Source organism: Dyella amyloliquefaciens, from assembly GCF_004296575.1.
GTDB lineage: Bacteria > Pseudomonadota > Gammaproteobacteria > Xanthomonadales > Rhodanobacteraceae > Dyella > Dyella amyloliquefaciens.
This window is the reverse complement of the sequence record NZ_SAYT01000003.1, coordinates 140,713-155,538: the sequence shown is the minus strand read 5'-3', so window position 1 is coordinate 155,538 and position 14,826 is coordinate 140,713. Positions and strand designations below refer to the sequence as shown.

The 14,826-nt window shown below is 61.8% G+C and carries 16 protein-coding genes and 1 tRNA gene; 6 read left to right on the top strand and 11 right to left on the bottom strand.

The genetic code is table 11. The features are described 5' to 3' along the window. Positions 1-13 precede the first annotated feature (13 nt). Entirely contained in the window at positions 14-1,126 is a 1,113-nt protein-coding gene (gene wecB, locus EPB08_RS09215) for a non-hydrolyzing UDP-N-acetylglucosamine 2-epimerase (protein WP_130618794.1), read from the bottom strand. A 745-nt stretch (positions 1,127-1,871) separates the two neighbouring features. Between wecB and EPB08_RS09210 the strand changes: the two genes are divergently transcribed. The 5 genes from EPB08_RS09210 to EPB08_RS09190 all read left to right on the top strand — a co-directional run bounded on the left by EPB08_RS09210 (position 1,872) and on the right by EPB08_RS09190 (position 5,681). Continuing rightward, complete coding sequence (locus EPB08_RS09210) at positions 1,872-3,341, top strand: DUF2334 domain-containing protein (RefSeq protein ID WP_205746321.1); 1,470 nt, start codon at positions 1,872-1,874, stop codon at positions 3,339-3,341. Between the two features lie 260 nt (positions 3,342-3,601). Beyond that, complete coding sequence (locus EPB08_RS09205; protein WP_130618792.1) at positions 3,602-4,015, top strand: hypothetical protein; 414 nt, start codon at positions 3,602-3,604, stop codon at positions 4,013-4,015. A gap of 358 nt (positions 4,016-4,373) precedes the next feature. Then, positions 4,374-4,718 (top strand): hypothetical protein, encoded by a 345-nt coding sequence (locus EPB08_RS09200; RefSeq protein ID WP_130618791.1) that lies wholly within the window; start codon positions 4,374-4,376, stop codon positions 4,716-4,718. A gap of 140 nt (positions 4,719-4,858) precedes the next feature. Further along, positions 4,859-5,164 carry a HigA family addiction module antitoxin gene (locus tag EPB08_RS09195; protein ID WP_165418456.1) on the top strand — a complete coding sequence of 102 codons (306 nt, stop codon included), beginning with the start codon at positions 4,859-4,861 and terminating at the stop codon, positions 5,162-5,164. 151 nt (positions 5,165-5,315) lie between these two features. Continuing rightward, complete coding sequence (locus EPB08_RS09190; protein ID WP_130618789.1) at positions 5,316-5,681, top strand: hypothetical protein; 366 nt, start codon at positions 5,316-5,318, stop codon at positions 5,679-5,681. A 200-nt stretch (positions 5,682-5,881) separates the two neighbouring features. Here EPB08_RS09190 and EPB08_RS09185 read toward each other — a convergent pair whose 3' ends face one another. From EPB08_RS09185 to tpiA, 7 genes are all read right to left on the bottom strand, one after another. Then, the gene (locus EPB08_RS09185) at positions 5,882-6,448 is read right to left on the bottom strand and encodes a sugar O-acetyltransferase (protein WP_229238277.1); all 567 of its coding nucleotides are present in this window, start codon (positions 6,446-6,448) and stop codon (positions 5,882-5,884) included. Positions 6,449-7,029: 581 nt separating this feature from the next. Further along, on the bottom strand, positions 7,030-7,464 hold the full coding sequence (locus tag EPB08_RS09180; RefSeq protein ID WP_130618787.1) for a hypothetical protein: 435 nt from the start codon (positions 7,462-7,464) through the stop codon (positions 7,030-7,032). A 494-nt stretch (positions 7,465-7,958) separates the two neighbouring features. After that, entirely contained in the window at positions 7,959-8,318 is a 360-nt protein-coding gene (locus EPB08_RS09175; protein WP_130618786.1) for a BRCT domain-containing protein, read from the bottom strand. A 142-nt stretch (positions 8,319-8,460) separates the two neighbouring features. Then, on the bottom strand, positions 8,461-8,775 hold the full coding sequence (locus EPB08_RS21145) for a putative quinol monooxygenase (protein ID WP_205746320.1): 315 nt from the start codon (positions 8,773-8,775) through the stop codon (positions 8,461-8,463). 175 nt (positions 8,776-8,950) lie between these two features. After that, positions 8,951-9,035, bottom strand: a tRNA-Leu gene (locus EPB08_RS09165). An 11-nt stretch (positions 9,036-9,046) separates the two neighbouring features. Next, a complete protein-coding gene (secG, locus tag EPB08_RS09160) occupies positions 9,047-9,496 on the bottom strand; it encodes a preprotein translocase subunit SecG (protein ID WP_130618785.1) in 450 nt (149 codons plus the stop codon). 24 nt (positions 9,497-9,520) lie between these two features. Beyond that, entirely contained in the window at positions 9,521-10,270 is a 750-nt protein-coding gene (gene tpiA / locus EPB08_RS09155) for a triose-phosphate isomerase (protein ID WP_130618784.1), read from the bottom strand. 122 nt (positions 10,271-10,392) lie between these two features. On the opposite strand from tpiA, the gene EPB08_RS09150 reads away from it, so the two are divergent. Continuing rightward, a complete protein-coding gene (locus tag EPB08_RS09150; RefSeq protein ID WP_130618783.1) occupies positions 10,393-11,208 on the top strand; it encodes an SDR family NAD(P)-dependent oxidoreductase in 816 nt (271 codons plus the stop codon). Here EPB08_RS09150 and EPB08_RS09145 read toward each other — a convergent pair. The 3 genes from EPB08_RS09145 to glmM form a co-directional block, all read right to left on the bottom strand. Further along, a complete protein-coding gene (locus EPB08_RS09145; protein ID WP_130618782.1) occupies positions 11,202-11,702 on the bottom strand; it encodes a hypothetical protein in 501 nt (166 codons plus the stop codon). The two genes, EPB08_RS09150 and EPB08_RS09145, sit on opposite strands and share 7 nt — an antisense overlap. Positions 11,703-12,296: 594 nt before the next feature. After that, positions 12,297-13,232 (bottom strand): isopenicillin N synthase family dioxygenase, encoded by a 936-nt coding sequence (locus EPB08_RS09140; protein WP_130618781.1) that lies wholly within the window; start codon positions 13,230-13,232, stop codon positions 12,297-12,299. Between the two features lie 207 nt (positions 13,233-13,439). Further along, positions 13,440-14,792: a phosphoglucosamine mutase gene (gene glmM / locus EPB08_RS09135; RefSeq protein WP_130618780.1), complete on the bottom strand. Its 1,353-nt coding sequence runs from the start codon at positions 14,790-14,792 to the stop codon at positions 13,440-13,442. Between the last annotated feature and the right edge of the window lie 34 nt (positions 14,793-14,826).

The window sequence follows — 14,826 nt, the reverse complement described above, 5'->3', positions numbered from 1 at the left end:
GGTTCTCCAACGGTCAAACCGCTTCGCGCCGGCGTTCGTCGCCAATCAACGCGTCGCGGAGATAGTCGACGATGCGATCGCAGGCGTGACCGTCCCCGAACGGGTTGCCTGCATGTGCCATCGCGCTGTGTGCTTCGGGATCCGCCCACAGGCGCTCGACATGGTTCACGATCGATGCGCGCCGGGTGCCTGCCAATTGCGCACAGCCGGCTTCGATGGCTTCCGGCCGCTCTGTCTCCGTACGCAATACCAGCAACGGCACGCCGAACGTGGGCGCCTCTTCCTGCAAACCGCCGGAATCGGTGAGAACCAGCCAGGCATCCATCAGGGCCTGCTGCATCTCCAGGTAATCGAAGGGTGGCGTCAGCCGCACATTGGTCAGGCCACCGAGAATCGCATGTACGGGCTGGCTCACCACGGGATTGAGGTGCACGGGAAACAGCACCTGCAGCTCCGGATGGCGAGTCGCCACGTCTGCCACGGCATAGCAGATCTCGCGCAGGTCGCTGCCCCAGTTCTCGCGCCGATGCGACGTCACCAGCAGATGGCCCTGCCCGTTCGCGCGGCGCCGGATCTGGTGACGCCGGGTCGCCCAGTGCTGGGCATCGATGACGGTGTTCCCGGTGATGAATATCCGCTCCTCCGGAATCGCTTCCGCGCTCAACGCCGAGGCGGCGCGACGGGTCGGGGCCAGGTGGAAGTTGGTGATGCGGCTCACCATCTGGCGCAACCCTTCCTCGGGGAACGGTCGCTCGAGATCGTAGGTGCGCAGCCCTGCCTCGACATGCGCGACCGGTATGCGGTGATAGAAGCCGGTAAGCGCGCCAAGGAACGTGCTTTCGGTGTCGCCCTGCACGACGACCAGCGACCAGGACGCGTCGCTCATCACGCCATCGAGCAACGACCGGCAGCGCACGCTGAATTCGCCCAGGCTGTCGCCACCACGCTCGAGTTCGATGTCGGGTGTGATGTCGAAGCAGTTGAGCATCTGGCGAGCCATGTCGCCGTGCTGACCGGTATGTAGCCAGCGTGGTTGCGCCCATCCACAGGCGCGCAGGCTGTGATAGAGCGGCGCCAGCTTGATGATTTCCGGGCGCGTTCCACAGGTGATCAGGACGTCGAGCATGAGCTTCCCCGGATGATGTCGTCACGGTTCTGCTACCCGGGCATCCGGTCCCACCCCAAGGCAAAAACATGCCCTGGTCGAGGGCGGCCACCCTGGCGGCGCCCACGGTCAATCAAGCATCAGGAGTCGAGACCTGAGCCGACACACTCTTTTTTTGAGATGTCGACGTTAAGTTTCAGGAAATTATTGCCACATACAGCCGTACTTTGCACTTGACTATAAGTACTATTTCCAGTAGCGAATTTCGCGCGATGGATGTGCGAGGGTAAGCTCGCCGACGGAAAGCGAGGCTTCCCCACTGCGGGACCAGGGGCCTGGGCAATCGGGATGTGAATCGCATTCTCGGCAGTGCGCGCGTACACCCATACCGCGCATCGATTCCATATCCTTGCGAGGATTCGTCATGACCAGGTTCGCGCCTTTTGCGCCGCGCGCACTCGGGTCCCTCGCGGTCGCCGCCATGCTGGCATTTGCCGCGATTTCAGACCCGATACCCACAGCCAACGCCGCGCCCTTGCCATCCCCGGCTGGGCAGGTCACTGAAGCCAGACTGCTTCCCGCTCCACCCGCACCACCCGATGCCGCATTGCCAAGCAAGAAGGCAACGTTGGCGGCCTTGATGAGCAGGCCAAAAGCAACGCCAAGTCTCAGTGTAAAGCCCGCCAAACTACTCGCGGCAGCCACTGCAACGCCCACGAATTCGTTTGCAGGTGCACCCGGTTCCAACGCAGCGCAGAACACACTCGTGCTGTATGACAGCACGGGACAATGGGGTTGGCTGGGCGAAGACTACGGCATCATGGCAGGCAATCTTGTCAGCCATGGAAGCAAGTTCACCGTGCATGAGGCGGTGAATTATGTTTCCGGTGAACTCAACGGCTACACCGGACTCATCTACATCGGATCGACCTACGACGAACCCCTGCCGACAGCGCTGCTTGATGACGTGCTGGCAACCACCAAACCCGTGCTGTGGATGGGCGACAACATCTGGCAGCTGTCTGCGCGCGCAACGAACTTCGCCACGCAGTACGGCTTCACGCCGATGTATTTCGACTTCACCAACACGCTTTCCGTGATCTACAAGGGCGTCACCCTGCAACGCAATGCGTTGGCAGTGTCATCGGGCCTGCTTGCGACGGTCATCAACGATCCCACCAAGGCCACGGTGCTTGCTACGGCACCCAATGACACCGGCGGCGTGGTCAACTGGGCCACCAAAGGTGCCAACCTCACCTACATCGGCGAGGTCCCCTTCAGCTACACCGGCCCCAACGATCGCTATCTGGCCGCCATCGACCTGGTGGGCACCGTGTCCAACCCCGCCATGCTGGCGCGCAAGCGTGCACTCGTACGCATCGAGGATGTGAGCTCGGATGCCGACCCGACGGAACTGCGTGCGATCGCCGACTATCTCTTCAGCAAGAACGTCCCCTTCAGTGTCGCCGTGATTCCCTACTACCTGGATCCGAACGGCTACTACAACAACGGTGTACCCGTCGCACTGCATATCGCGCAGGTGCGCGCCGTGGTCAGCGCACTGAAGTACATGCAATCCAAGGGCGGAACGCTGATCATGCATGGCTACACGCATCAGTATTCCAACGTGGACAACCCCTATAGCGGCGTCACCGCCGACGACTTCGAGTTCTATCTCTCACACATCAGCTCGACCAACTACGTGATCTACGACACGCCCCCTCCGGAAGACTCCATGTCATGGGCACAGGGGCGTATCCAGAACGGCTTGCTCGGATTTGCGAACGCTGGCCTCCAGGCGCCAACCATCTTCGAACCGCCGCACTACGCCGCATCGGCCATCGACTACCAGGTGTTCAACTCGATGTTCGCCGCACGCTATGACCGCGGACTGTATGCCACGGGCTGGTGCCCCAATGGCGTCTGCGGAACGGGAACCCCCAACTACACGGAGATCTATGGCGAGTTCTTCCCGTATCTCGTGCGCGACATCTACGGCACGGTGGTCATACCGGAGCAGCTTGGCAACGTCGAACTGGTGGAATTCAACAACAATCCGCCGCGTTTCCCGGCTGACATCCTGCTGAGCGCCACGAGCAACACGGTCATCAAGGACAGCGTGATGAGCTTCTTCTTCCATCCCTACCTTGATATCAGCTATCTGCAGCAGATCGTGACGGGTATCCAGGCCATGGGTTACACCTTCGTGCCCGCAGCCACCGTCAAACAAGGTTGATCCATCAATCCACCCGGTCGCCACGGAAGGCGACCAGGCGCGGACGTGACGACCGCCGACAACACGACCCGCACCTCGCCATCTTCATGACGCATCAAAGACAACCACGCCCCATCGACCATCGCATTCCCGCGCACTTCCTGGCCTAAACCGTCCAAGGGGAAAAGGCCCAAGCCGGAAGCAGCCATCAGCTCACGCCTGACTGATGAACTCTGCCGAGACGGCCGCATCTCCCCTGCGAAACGGGAAGGACAGTGCATATGTCTCCCCCCTTCTCCATGAACCTGCCGGTGCTGCGCTCGGGGCGCCCGGGCTCGTTTGTCCATATAAAGGCCGAGCGCTCCCCCACCGGCATCTGCAGTCTGTCGGTGACAGACAGGGAGCGTTGCTACATATGCGCAGCGAAAGACTTCTTTGACGCGCTAAAAGCGATACGCCTCATCCTCGAGGGGCGCGGTGTGCAGGTGCTCTGCAACGGCTCGCGGGAGGACGTCTGGCCGTCGCCGGGATCGCGCCGATCGCAGGCCGGTCTTGTGGCCTATGTCTGCAAACCCGGGGAAATCGCGACGCAGGAAGTCGAGATCTTCGAGGACGCCGCCGGTACGCCGCACGTGAAGGTGTCCGCCCAGGAAGCCTATGCAAAGCGATGGCTGGCGTCGCTCGCCGTCGATTAGGCACTCCGCCGGGGCTGCGTAGAGTGATCGGGCTTGGCTTGCCATCCATCGATCGAAGGCACACCTCGATGCAGGCAATGCAGCTGCATGCCCCCCCATGCCACTGAAGTCCACGAGGTCAGGCGCTGACATGCTGTCGGCTCGACGCCGTCACGCTCCCCCTCGGCCAGACGGACATCCATCCCGCTCAACCCTGACAGACGATGACCACCCCGCTTGTTAGGGTCGGGCAGTCATTTGCGCTGTCGTTTTGAAAGGCTTCGCGAATGACCATGACTACGAAGTCATGAGGCGCGAGCCGTGAGTGCTAGGAACACCCACGACCCGCTAACCATCACCAACTACCTAAGAGTTGATCATGGCTACCCACGATCATACGGGACGCATTCGGCCGCCCGTTCCTCACAACGGCACCCTCACGCCTCCGCTAGGCGACCCGTCACGCACGTGTGTGACATGGCCAGAAACCCTGCGTTACAGCACTCGCGGTGACATCGCACTGGCGGTGCTCGCCCTGTCCCGATTGCGTCATGACAGCGAGCAGTGCCGCAAGGCGCAGGCACGCGGATTCCCCGGCAGACCGCTGGAATGGCCGCTTCCCGTGGCCCTCACGGCCAGCCTGGGCACCGCCATCCACTGCCTCCAGCAGTACGCCAGCCTGCTCGGCCACGAGCCCCGAGTGAACACGCCACGCATTCGATGATCGTCGTGGCGGCGCATTGGCCGACACGGCGATGCGCCACCCCCTGGCAATCACCGACATAGCCACTAGGCATGCACCGACATAGAGGGCTGCAAGCGCCCGCCTGTTGTGCAGTCGTGCCTGACAAGAAAGGGAAGCCCATGGAACTGATCCAACTCTCCCCGCGCATGAGCGTCAATCCTTCACTGCACCTGCGCTCCCCCGGCGAGGTGCTGCTGCTCGACTACATGCTCCCCGCAACCATGAATCACCAGCAGCTCGCCCGCCGCACAGGCATCCGGGCGCCTCATCTCAGGGAGTTCCTCACCGACGCCCGACCCATAAGTCCCCGGCACGCCATACGGCTTGCCATCGTGCTGGGCACGACCCCGCTCTACTGGCTGGTGCTGCAGGCGCGCCATGACCTGGCCCGCGAGGCGCAGCGCGACGCCACACTCAGTCGCTAGATATGGGCGCTCGGCAACAGTGCAGCGCGCGCAATAAAGGGAGAATGTGCTATCAGGGGAGTTTTCTTTTCCCTCTCATCGGCCAGCCGCTCAAGGCGATAACCCGATGACATGACCCGATACCTACTGCCAAGCCTCGTAAGGACACCCTGTGACGACCAAGAAGTTCGCCCTACTCGCCTCCGCCCTGCTCGCCGGCTGCGCCAGCTCGGGCACGAAGGTGGACCCCCGTGTCGTCAGCACGTTCCAGCCCGGCACAACGACCATCGCCCAGGTGGAGGCCGAGCTTGGCAAGCCGAACGCTTCGACCCGGCTGCCCGACGGCAGCATCCAGATCGTCTACGCCTACACGCACAAGCAAGGCAGCGGCAGCTGGATTCCCTTTGTCGGCGTGTTCCGCGGCCATGCCGACGCCAACACGGTGACCGAGTCCCTCACGTTCGACCAGAACGGCCTGTTCATCCAGGCTGCCTCGTCAACCTCGCAGGCCCAGTCGGACACGCTGTCCAGCAAGTAAGCGAAAGCGAGCCCCGGCCCGCAAAGCCTGCCATCCAGGAAAACATAACCAGGGTCAGATTCCACTTTTCCGGTCATCCCATCGCCGTCGGCGATGACCACGCCGGAAAGTGCACTCTGACCCGGGTGTTAGACGGTACACCGGGAATGGTCTGTGATGTCCGCCATGGCGCTGAAGCGGACGTACTACCTGGCGTCTCTCTATTCCGGCACGGAGCCGTCGACTCGGCGGATGACCCGCGCTGGATTTCCTCCGACGAGGCTATTGGGAGGGACGTCCTTGGTGACTACAGAACCTGCAGCGACCACCGAATTTTCGCCCACCGTCACCCCGCCGATGATCGTTGCGCCCGCCGCGATCCAAACGTTGCGCTCAATCACGATGCGCTTCCCGATAGTGACGGATCGGCGCTGCGACGGTTCCAGCGGATGCCCAGACGTAATGATGCTTACGTTCGGCCCGATCATCACATCATCCGCGATGTGGATACCGCCAAGATCGTAGAAGGTGCAGTTCTGGTTGATGAAGACATTCCGCCCTATGTAAATCTCGTCACCGCCGGTGGTGTAGAACGGTGGGATCAACATAAAACTGCTATCCAGCGGCCGACCGATAAGTTCGCTGAGCAACGCACGCACTTCGTCGGCATCGTTGAACGTCAACCGGTTAAGTGCCGCGGTAATCGTCGCCGCTCGCTTGATGCCAGCCACCATCTTCGCCGACTCCGGCGTCCGACCGTGGACTACCTTGATGTGATCGTCATTCATCATTGATGGTTTCTGCATCCATACCTACGACCGATTCTGGCGAATGCTCGCGTACCTACTTTGGGGCGAAAGCAAGCGCTTTCCTAAAGCGATTATTGCCAGTAGCTCTTGCCTCGCCTCAATGTCTCGCTGGCTCCGTCCGACGACTTGATGACAAGTGATGCCCCTCTCAGCTCGCCATCTAATTTCATTCCGCCATATGGGCCGCCGGATGGCAACGTGAATGAGATTTGCGAGCCTACCAAAGCAACTGGTACAACCGCTGTGTAGGGCGCATCACCCTCGACTATTTGCACGAAGGCGGTGTATCCAGTCTCGCTGGGAATCACTAACAACTCCATCCCCAGCAGGTCGCCCCCTCTTGGTTGTAGTGAAGATTGCTATAGATCCCGGTTACCTTCGTCTTGGATGTTTGTGCAAAAACGGGACCCGAGGCCAGCGATAGGACCAGAAGAGCCCAGAACCAGTAGCGCATTGAATCCCCCCCTAGGCGTTCGATGGAATGTCCACTGTGGGTCGAAGGCGGACATCAGGCATTGGCGTCAAAAGTAGCAACGAAGCCGTCCGCGCTTGACGAACCACTAGGTGCCGGATTGATCCAACGCGAGTTCCTTTCGAGAAAGCTTAATGACCCTCTCGTCGTCAAAAACTACCGTTATTTCGCTGGACACGCTGAAGCAGGCGTCTGAAGTCGAAACAATGTTAATAACACCGTTGAACTCATCCATCTGTCGTACATAAGAAGCACCATGGCCCGCCGAAGCGCGAAGTTCCTCCACTTCAGAAACTGCCCTCGTAACTTCAATATTCCAGTCAAGCGGAATACCAACAATTGATTCGATGTGCCCGCAAGGTATCACCACCCTGAAGCTCTCTATCTGCTCATCCGGCTGAAGCGCAAGACGCGGAAAACTGAGCCTATAGGCGTGTGAATGCGGTGTTGCCTCTGATGCGGTTGAAGATAAAAATCCAGAAACGACTGCGAAAATCATCCCGAAACGCGCAGCTCTGTTCATAACAGAAATACCCCCTTGAACATCCGTTCCGAATCGAAAGCGGACTCTATTTCTATACGCCAAAGGTCGCTCCACACACGTCGCAAGAGCCGCAGCAGCCACCTCGGGAGAAGTGAACCCCACATACCGGACAACGTAAGTAGCCAGGTGCGACGAAGATCACCAGCGCTACGATCACCATCAGACTGGCAATCGTGTAAGCCCCGTCGCACTGAGTCCCCAGCACACTGTCGACAAGGGCATAACCAGACAACCAAAGTAGGCCAATAAGCACGGCGACTAAGTTGAACCGGCACCGACGGAGCCGGACATCCCTAGACTGCGCTTCGGTCGCGACTGCCACGATCTCCCTCTACGTTTTATGTCTGCGTCGGATCGGAAGCGGACGCAGTAGGACTGTCGGCGATCAGAGTAAATTGACGATTGCCCCTCTGTCCGTCTTGCCACCAGCTCGCGCCGCTATTTGGATCTCTAGCCGATTCATTCAGTGCGGTTCAGGCGGAAATCTCGCCGGTCTGAATGAATTCTTCCAACTGTTCGCGGCTGACTATGCGGGCGCCTTGCGCCGTCGCGTGCTTGATCTTGGCGGCCCCTGGCGCAGGACCAGCGCACAAGATGAATAGGCTCACTGTCACCCTGGTGACCACAGTCATATTGGCCTGCCTGGCCATAGCTACAAGTTCCGCCTTCTCGGCATCGGCAAAGCCCGTAAAGCAGACTTCTAGTCCCTTCTCACGCTTGGGTGGTTCGGTGGCGTAGACGTAGTCCCAAGCCTGGGCCTCGGACATGGCGGCGATGTCCGCGTCTGGCAGTCCACGCTTGGTCAATATCCGCGTGACTTTTTCAGATGGCATGAACTTCCCCTTTGCGCCTGCGCGAACTTTCTAAGGTCTGCTTTTGGGCCGAATGCGAACTTTACGCTGACGGCATCCCGCCATGCGGAAACACCCAAAATGCGTCGCCCCGCCTACATCTTCCGCCCCCCCAAATGGATCGTTAGGTCTCAATAATGGGAAGGGCAGAATACGGATGAACCGCGACGCGCATGGGCGCTTCGGCCAAGAGGCCGAGGATTTCATCGCGCAATTGATCAGCCAGCGGGCTGCTTTCATAACCGGCCTTCGCTTCGTTCGATTTGAAGACTTCAATGTTCCAGAGCACGTCCGGATCCTGGTCCTCACGAGCGATGATGAATCGATCAGAGGCCCCGGACTTCATCATCCCGATAGTGGCCAGTTCAAACAACTTGTCGCCCATGCCCGGCTTGGCGCGCATCCTGATGATGTAAGCGGGCTGATCTTGTATGGCCATGGTGTAACCCCCGTTGCGTCCTGAACCGTGAATTGAGCAGGCTATGCCAGTCCTTACTCAAAGCAAAGAACAGCAGATAGCGGCGCCTCCAGACATTCAGGCATAAAAAAACCCGCCTGTCGGCGGGTTTCTTTAACTGTTACCGGACTGCAGGAAACGTCCGGAAACTTACATATGGTGCCCAAGGGGGGACTCGAACCCCCACGCCTCTCGGCGCTACCACCTCAAGGTAGTGCGTCTACCAATTCCGCCACCTGGGCAGGTGTACTACTTAATTTTTCTTTGCGGGTTCCGTCGCGGGCGGCACATCGCTTGTGGCCTTGGCCGGAGCGGTGGCTGCCGGGACATCGCCCTGGCTTGCCGGCTTCGTGGCCTGCGGGATTTCCGCGTTGGCCGGAGCGGCGGGCTGCGCATTCTGCGTTGCAGCCGGCTTGTTGGCAAGACCGGACATCACGCCGAGATCGCTGCCGTTGGAGCTCTGCGGCGCACCGTGATGGCCGAGGTACATACCCATGCCAAGGCTGAGCACGAAGAACAGCGCAGCGAGCACACCCGTGGTGCGGGTGAGGAAGCTTGCCGAGCCACGCGCACCGAATACGGTAGCGGATGCACCACCACCGAAGCCTGAGCCCGCGTCCGCGCCGGCGCCGCGCTGAATGAGGATCAGCACGATCATCGCCGCGGCGATCAAGATGTAGAAGACGCTGAAGATGACGAACATGGTTCTCTTAAGAGTCCGTAGCGCTTAGTGCGCCGCAGCGCAGATTCCCAGGAAATCGGCAGCCACCAAAGAGGCGCCTCCGATCAATCCTCCATCCACGTCCGACTGCGCGAACAAGTCCGCAGCATTCGCCGCTTTGACACTGCCGCCATAAAGCAGCCGGGTCAGACGGGCAATCATAGCATCTTCTTTTCCGAGTTGGCTACGGATGAATGCATGCACGTGCTGTGCCTGCTCCGGCGAAGCGGTGTGACCGGTGCCAATGGCCCAGATCGGCTCGTATGCGATGACGGCGGTGGCGAAGCTGTCGATGCCGTTGTGCTCGATCACCGCCTTGAGCTGGCGGGCCACCACGGCCTCGGTGAGATGCGCCTCGCGCTCGGCCAGCGTCTCACCCACGCAGAGGATCGGGGTCAGCCCACCGGCGCGTGCCGCCGCAAACTTGTGGGCCACCATCTTGTCGGTTTCATGGTGGTACTGGCGGCGCTCGGAGTGGCCCACGATGACCCACTGCGCCCCCAGGTCGGCCAGCATCGCCGCCGACACTTCGCCGGTGTAGGCGCCCTGCCCGTCGTGTTCGCTCACGTCCTGCGCACCGAAACCCAGGCCCGAACCGACGTGCTGGACGGCCAGCTCGCCCAGATACGGGAATGGCGGGAACACGGCCACGTCGATGGAAGAAGGCAGCGCGGCGACGATGTCGCCCACCAGAGTGGTGGCCATGCTGCGGCTACCATGCATCTTCCAGTTGCCTGCGACGAGCTTCTTGCGCATATCGCTATTCCGTTGCGTGTAAACGCGAAAGCATAGCGAGCGAGCAAGCCGCCAGCAATGCCAGCACCGACAACCCATTGCCTGCAGGGCAAAAATTCACCAAACCACAAGGAGACCAGTTGATGCCGCCAGCCCGTCCAACCACCCTCGTTACGGGTGCCTCCGCCGGTATTGGTGCCACCTTCGCCCGCGATCTGGCGGCACGCGGACACGATCTCATACTGACGGCCAGACGCGTCGAGCGCCTGGAATCGCTGGCCAATGAACTGAGTACGCGACACGGCTGCACCGTCACCGTGCTCCCGGCCGACCTGGCGGACCCGCAGGCGGTGGCCGTGCTGTGCGACACGATCGCCCAGCGTGGTCTGACGGTGGACTGGCTGGTGAACAACGCCGGCTACGGCGTGCCGGGGACGTTTGAGGCAAACGACTGGGCCACGCACGAGGCCTTCATCCGCGTCCTGATGACCGCGCCGGCCGAACTGGCCTGGCGACTGCTGCCCGGCATGCGCCAGCGTGGCTACGGCCGCATCATCAACGTGGCTTCACTGGCGGGGCACGTGCCGGGATCCGCGGGCCATACGCTTTACGCAGCCAGCAAGGCCTATCTGATCAAGTTCTCGCAATCGCTCGCGCTGGAGAACCGCCATCTCGGCGTGAATGTCTGCGCACTGTGCCCCGGCTTCACCTGGTCGGAATTCCACGACGTCACCGGCACCCGTGAGCTGATGAACAAGCTGCCGAAGTTCATGTGGCAGACGGCGGAGGCCGTGGTTCGCGAGGGATACGACGCGGTCGAACGCGGCGAGATCGTGCACGTGACGGGCGGCGTCAATCGTTTCATCAAGGCGCTGGTCAAGCTGCTGCCCGATCGGTTGGCGCTTTCGTTGTCAGCACGCGAGTCGCGTCGCTATCGCGCGCTGGAATCCCATCAGTGAGTGCCGTCGTGGCGTGAGCAGTGCAACGTATCGCCGATCACGAACGCCCCGTCCCGCTCCACTTCCCAATCGATGCGAAGGCCGTCATGGCCTTCGCGCACATAGGTAAAGCGCTGCGCGGGCTTTACCTCCGACGCGGAACTCCACACCAGCTGGTCGTCCTTCCAGCCGGTCGATGAGAACAGGCGCGCACCGCCGAAGCTGTCGAGGATGGTGGCGTTGTAGCGCTGGTTCTTCGCGTCGTAGCCCCAGGCTTCGAGCGCGTGGTAGAGAGCCGGCGGCGACGTGTCGTCGTGGTGTTTGACCAGCGCCTTGCCGTCGAGGTCGAGCGCGAAACGCACGGTGGAATCGATGGTCTTGCCGCTGGCGGGAAAGACGCCGTGGCAAGTCCATGTGCCTTGCAGGTCGGTGAAGTCACGAAGGGGCGCGTCGGTCGACGCCATGGCGGCGCTGGACAGCAGGCTGATGACACAGAGGAAGGGCTTCAGGCGCATGGCGGGGCACTCCTTGCTGGAGTGGCCAGCGTAGTAGGGCCCGCGAGCTGGGGGATCGACCACAAGTCATGTGTGCGTGGGTGGCCGGCCCGGGCGAGGGATGAAGTGGCCGCACGATATTGGGAGGCACACCAGGGCCGTGAACTACCCTTTGTAGGAGCGCACCCAGTGCGCGACCGCGGCGTTACGGCGTCACCGCTCCGTTGGCTTTTCGCGCACTGGGTGCGCTCCTACAGGAGAGGGAGAGGCAGCGCTGTCGCGAACACCCGCCCCTCACCCCAGCCCTCTCCCCGGAGGGAGAGGGCCTGAAGCCTGTCAGATCAGCTTGATCTCACGCAGACGCTGCAGCAGGTACTCATGCGAAGTAATGCTGGTGTCATAGCGGCTGGGGTTTTCCGCAGTGACCGTCTGCAGGGCCGCGAACTACCTTTTGTAGGAGCGCACCCACTGCGCGACCGCGGCGTTACGGCGTCACCGCTCCGTTGGCTTTTCGCGCACTGGGTGCGCTCCTACAGGAGAGGGAGAGGTAGCGCTGTCGCGAGCACCCGCCCCTCACTCCAGCCCTCTCCCCGGAGAGAGAGGGCCTGAAGCCTGTCAGATCAGCTTGATCTCACGCAGGCGCTGCAGCAGGTACTCATGCGAAGTAATGCTGGTGTCGTAGCGGCTGGGGTTTTCCGCGGTAACGGTCTGCGGCAACGGATCGAGCACCACGTCCGGGTTCGGATGCAGGAAATACGGCACCGAGTAGCGCGGCTTGCGGGCGTTGTCGTTCTGCGGGTTCACCACGCGATGGCTGGTGGACGGATACACGTGGTTGGTCAGGCGCTGCAGCATGTCGCCGATGTTCACCACGATGGCGTCGCCTTCGGTGGTGATCGGCAGCCACTCGCCTTCGCGCGTGAGCACTTCCAGGCCTTCGGCGCTGGCACCGACCAGCAGCGTGATGAAGTTGATGTCTTCATGTGCGCCCGCACGCACGTTCGGGATGTTGTCTTCGGTGATCGGCGGGTAGTGGATCGGACGCAGGATGGAATTGCCCTGGTCGATCTTGTCGTCGAAGAAATGCTCGGGCAGGTCGATATGCAGCGCCAGCGCGCGCAGCACGCGCGAACCGAGCTGGTCCAGTGCGTCGAACAGGCCGTAGCCGTTCTGCTTGAAGTCGGTGATTTCTTCCGGCCAGATGTTCGGCGGCATCACGTCGGCAAACTTCGAGTCGCGCGAAATCTCGCGGCCGATGTGCCAGAACTCCTTGAGGTCGGCGTGCTTGCTGTCCTTCGCCGTCTCCACCTTGTAAGGCGTGTAGCCACGCGCGCCGCCACTGCCGGTCACGTGGTACTTCATCTTGGTGTCGGTCGGCAGCGCGAAGAAGCGCTGGAACGAGTCGTAGGCGCCGTCGATCAGCTCGCGCGGGATGCCGTGACCGCTGATGCAGCAGAAGCCGAATTCGCGGTAGGCGTTGCCCAGTTCGGCAACGAAAGCGACACGGTCAGTGTCATATCGACGGATGTCGAGGGTCGGAACTTTCTTCATGGCTTGTCCACAGGTAGTGCGTGCGGTCCATTTGGAGGCTGCTCAACATCTCCATGCAGCCGCCGGGGCTGCCCCGCCGGGCCGGCCATGCCGGCGCGGGCTGCATGGAGATGTTGAACAGACTCGTCAATCCGCCACCGCAGGGGCGGGGCACGTCGGGCCAATCCTTGGCGACCTGGGTGTAGAGCTGCTCAGGCTCTTACAGGCTCACGAGCGTTCTGCCGATGATTTTACGACATCAGCCAACCTTTCGGCCAACTGGCGAACCTCGGCCTCGTCGGCGGCCTCCACGGTGACGCGAACCACCGGTTCGGTGCCGGAAGCCCGCAGCACCACGCGGCCCCGGCCGGCCAGGGCCTGCTCGATCTCGGCCAGCGCCTCGCGCACGGCATTACCGTCCAGCGCCTCGCGGGCGCCGTCGGCACGTACGTTGATCATGGTCTGGGGCATCTTTTGCAGGCCACGGCGGGCCTCCATGAGGTCCTGCCCGGACTGCTTGAGCGCTTCCAGCACGGCCAGCGCGGCGACGATGCCGTCACCCGTGGTGGCGCGATCCAGGCACAGGATGTGGCCAGAGGTTTCACCGCCCAGGTTGCCCTGGTTCTGCTTCATCTGCTGCAGCACGTAGCGGTCGCCCACGTTCGCGCGGATCAGCGAGACGTTCAGCTTGCTCAATGCCAGCTGCAGGCCGTAATTGCTCATCAGCGTGCCGACCACCGGACCTTCGAGCTGCCCGTTGGCGTGCCAGGCATGGGCCAGCACATAGAGGATGTCGTCGCCGTCGGCGATTTCGCCGTTACGGTCGACCAGCTGCACGCGATCGCCGTCGCCATCAAACGCGATGCCGATATCCGCCCCCTGCTCCAGCACGGCGAGTTGCAGCGCCTGCGGGTGAGTGGAACCGACGGCGCGATTGATATTGAAGCCGTCCGGCCGGTCGCCGATGGTAGTCACCTGCGCACCCAGCTCGGAGAACACCTTGGGGGCCACCTGGTAGGTCGCGCCATTGGCGCAGTCGAGTGCGATCTTCATGCCACGCAGGCTGAAGTCTTCCTCGACGGTGGACTTGCAGAACTCGGCATAGCGCGTCACCGCGTCGGCAACGCGGATCGCCTTGCCCAGTCGTTCTGACGGGACGGTGGTGAACTCGAGCTCCAGCTCCTGCTCGATCTCCAGCTCGGTCTCATCGGAGAGCTTCTCGCCATCGGCGGAGAAGAACTTGATGCCGTTGTCGTGGTGCGGGTTGTGCGAGGCGCTGATGACGATGCCCGCATCGGCCCGCAGGGAGCGGGTGAGGAAGGCCACTGCGGGAGTGGGCATCGGGCCCAGCAAGCCCACGTCCGCGCCCGCCGCAACGAGGCCGGCTTCCAGTGCGGCTTCGAACATGTAGCCGGAAACGCGCGTGTCCTTGCCGATCAGCACTTTCGGGCGGACATGGCCCTGGCGTGCCAGCACCACGCCGACGGCGCGACCGAGTTTCAGCATGAAGTCCGCGCTGATGGGCCACTCGCCCACCAGGCCACGAATGCCGTCCGTTCCAAAATACTTGCGTTGCGTCATGGCTGCACTCCAAAGGCCCGCGCGGTCAACGCGC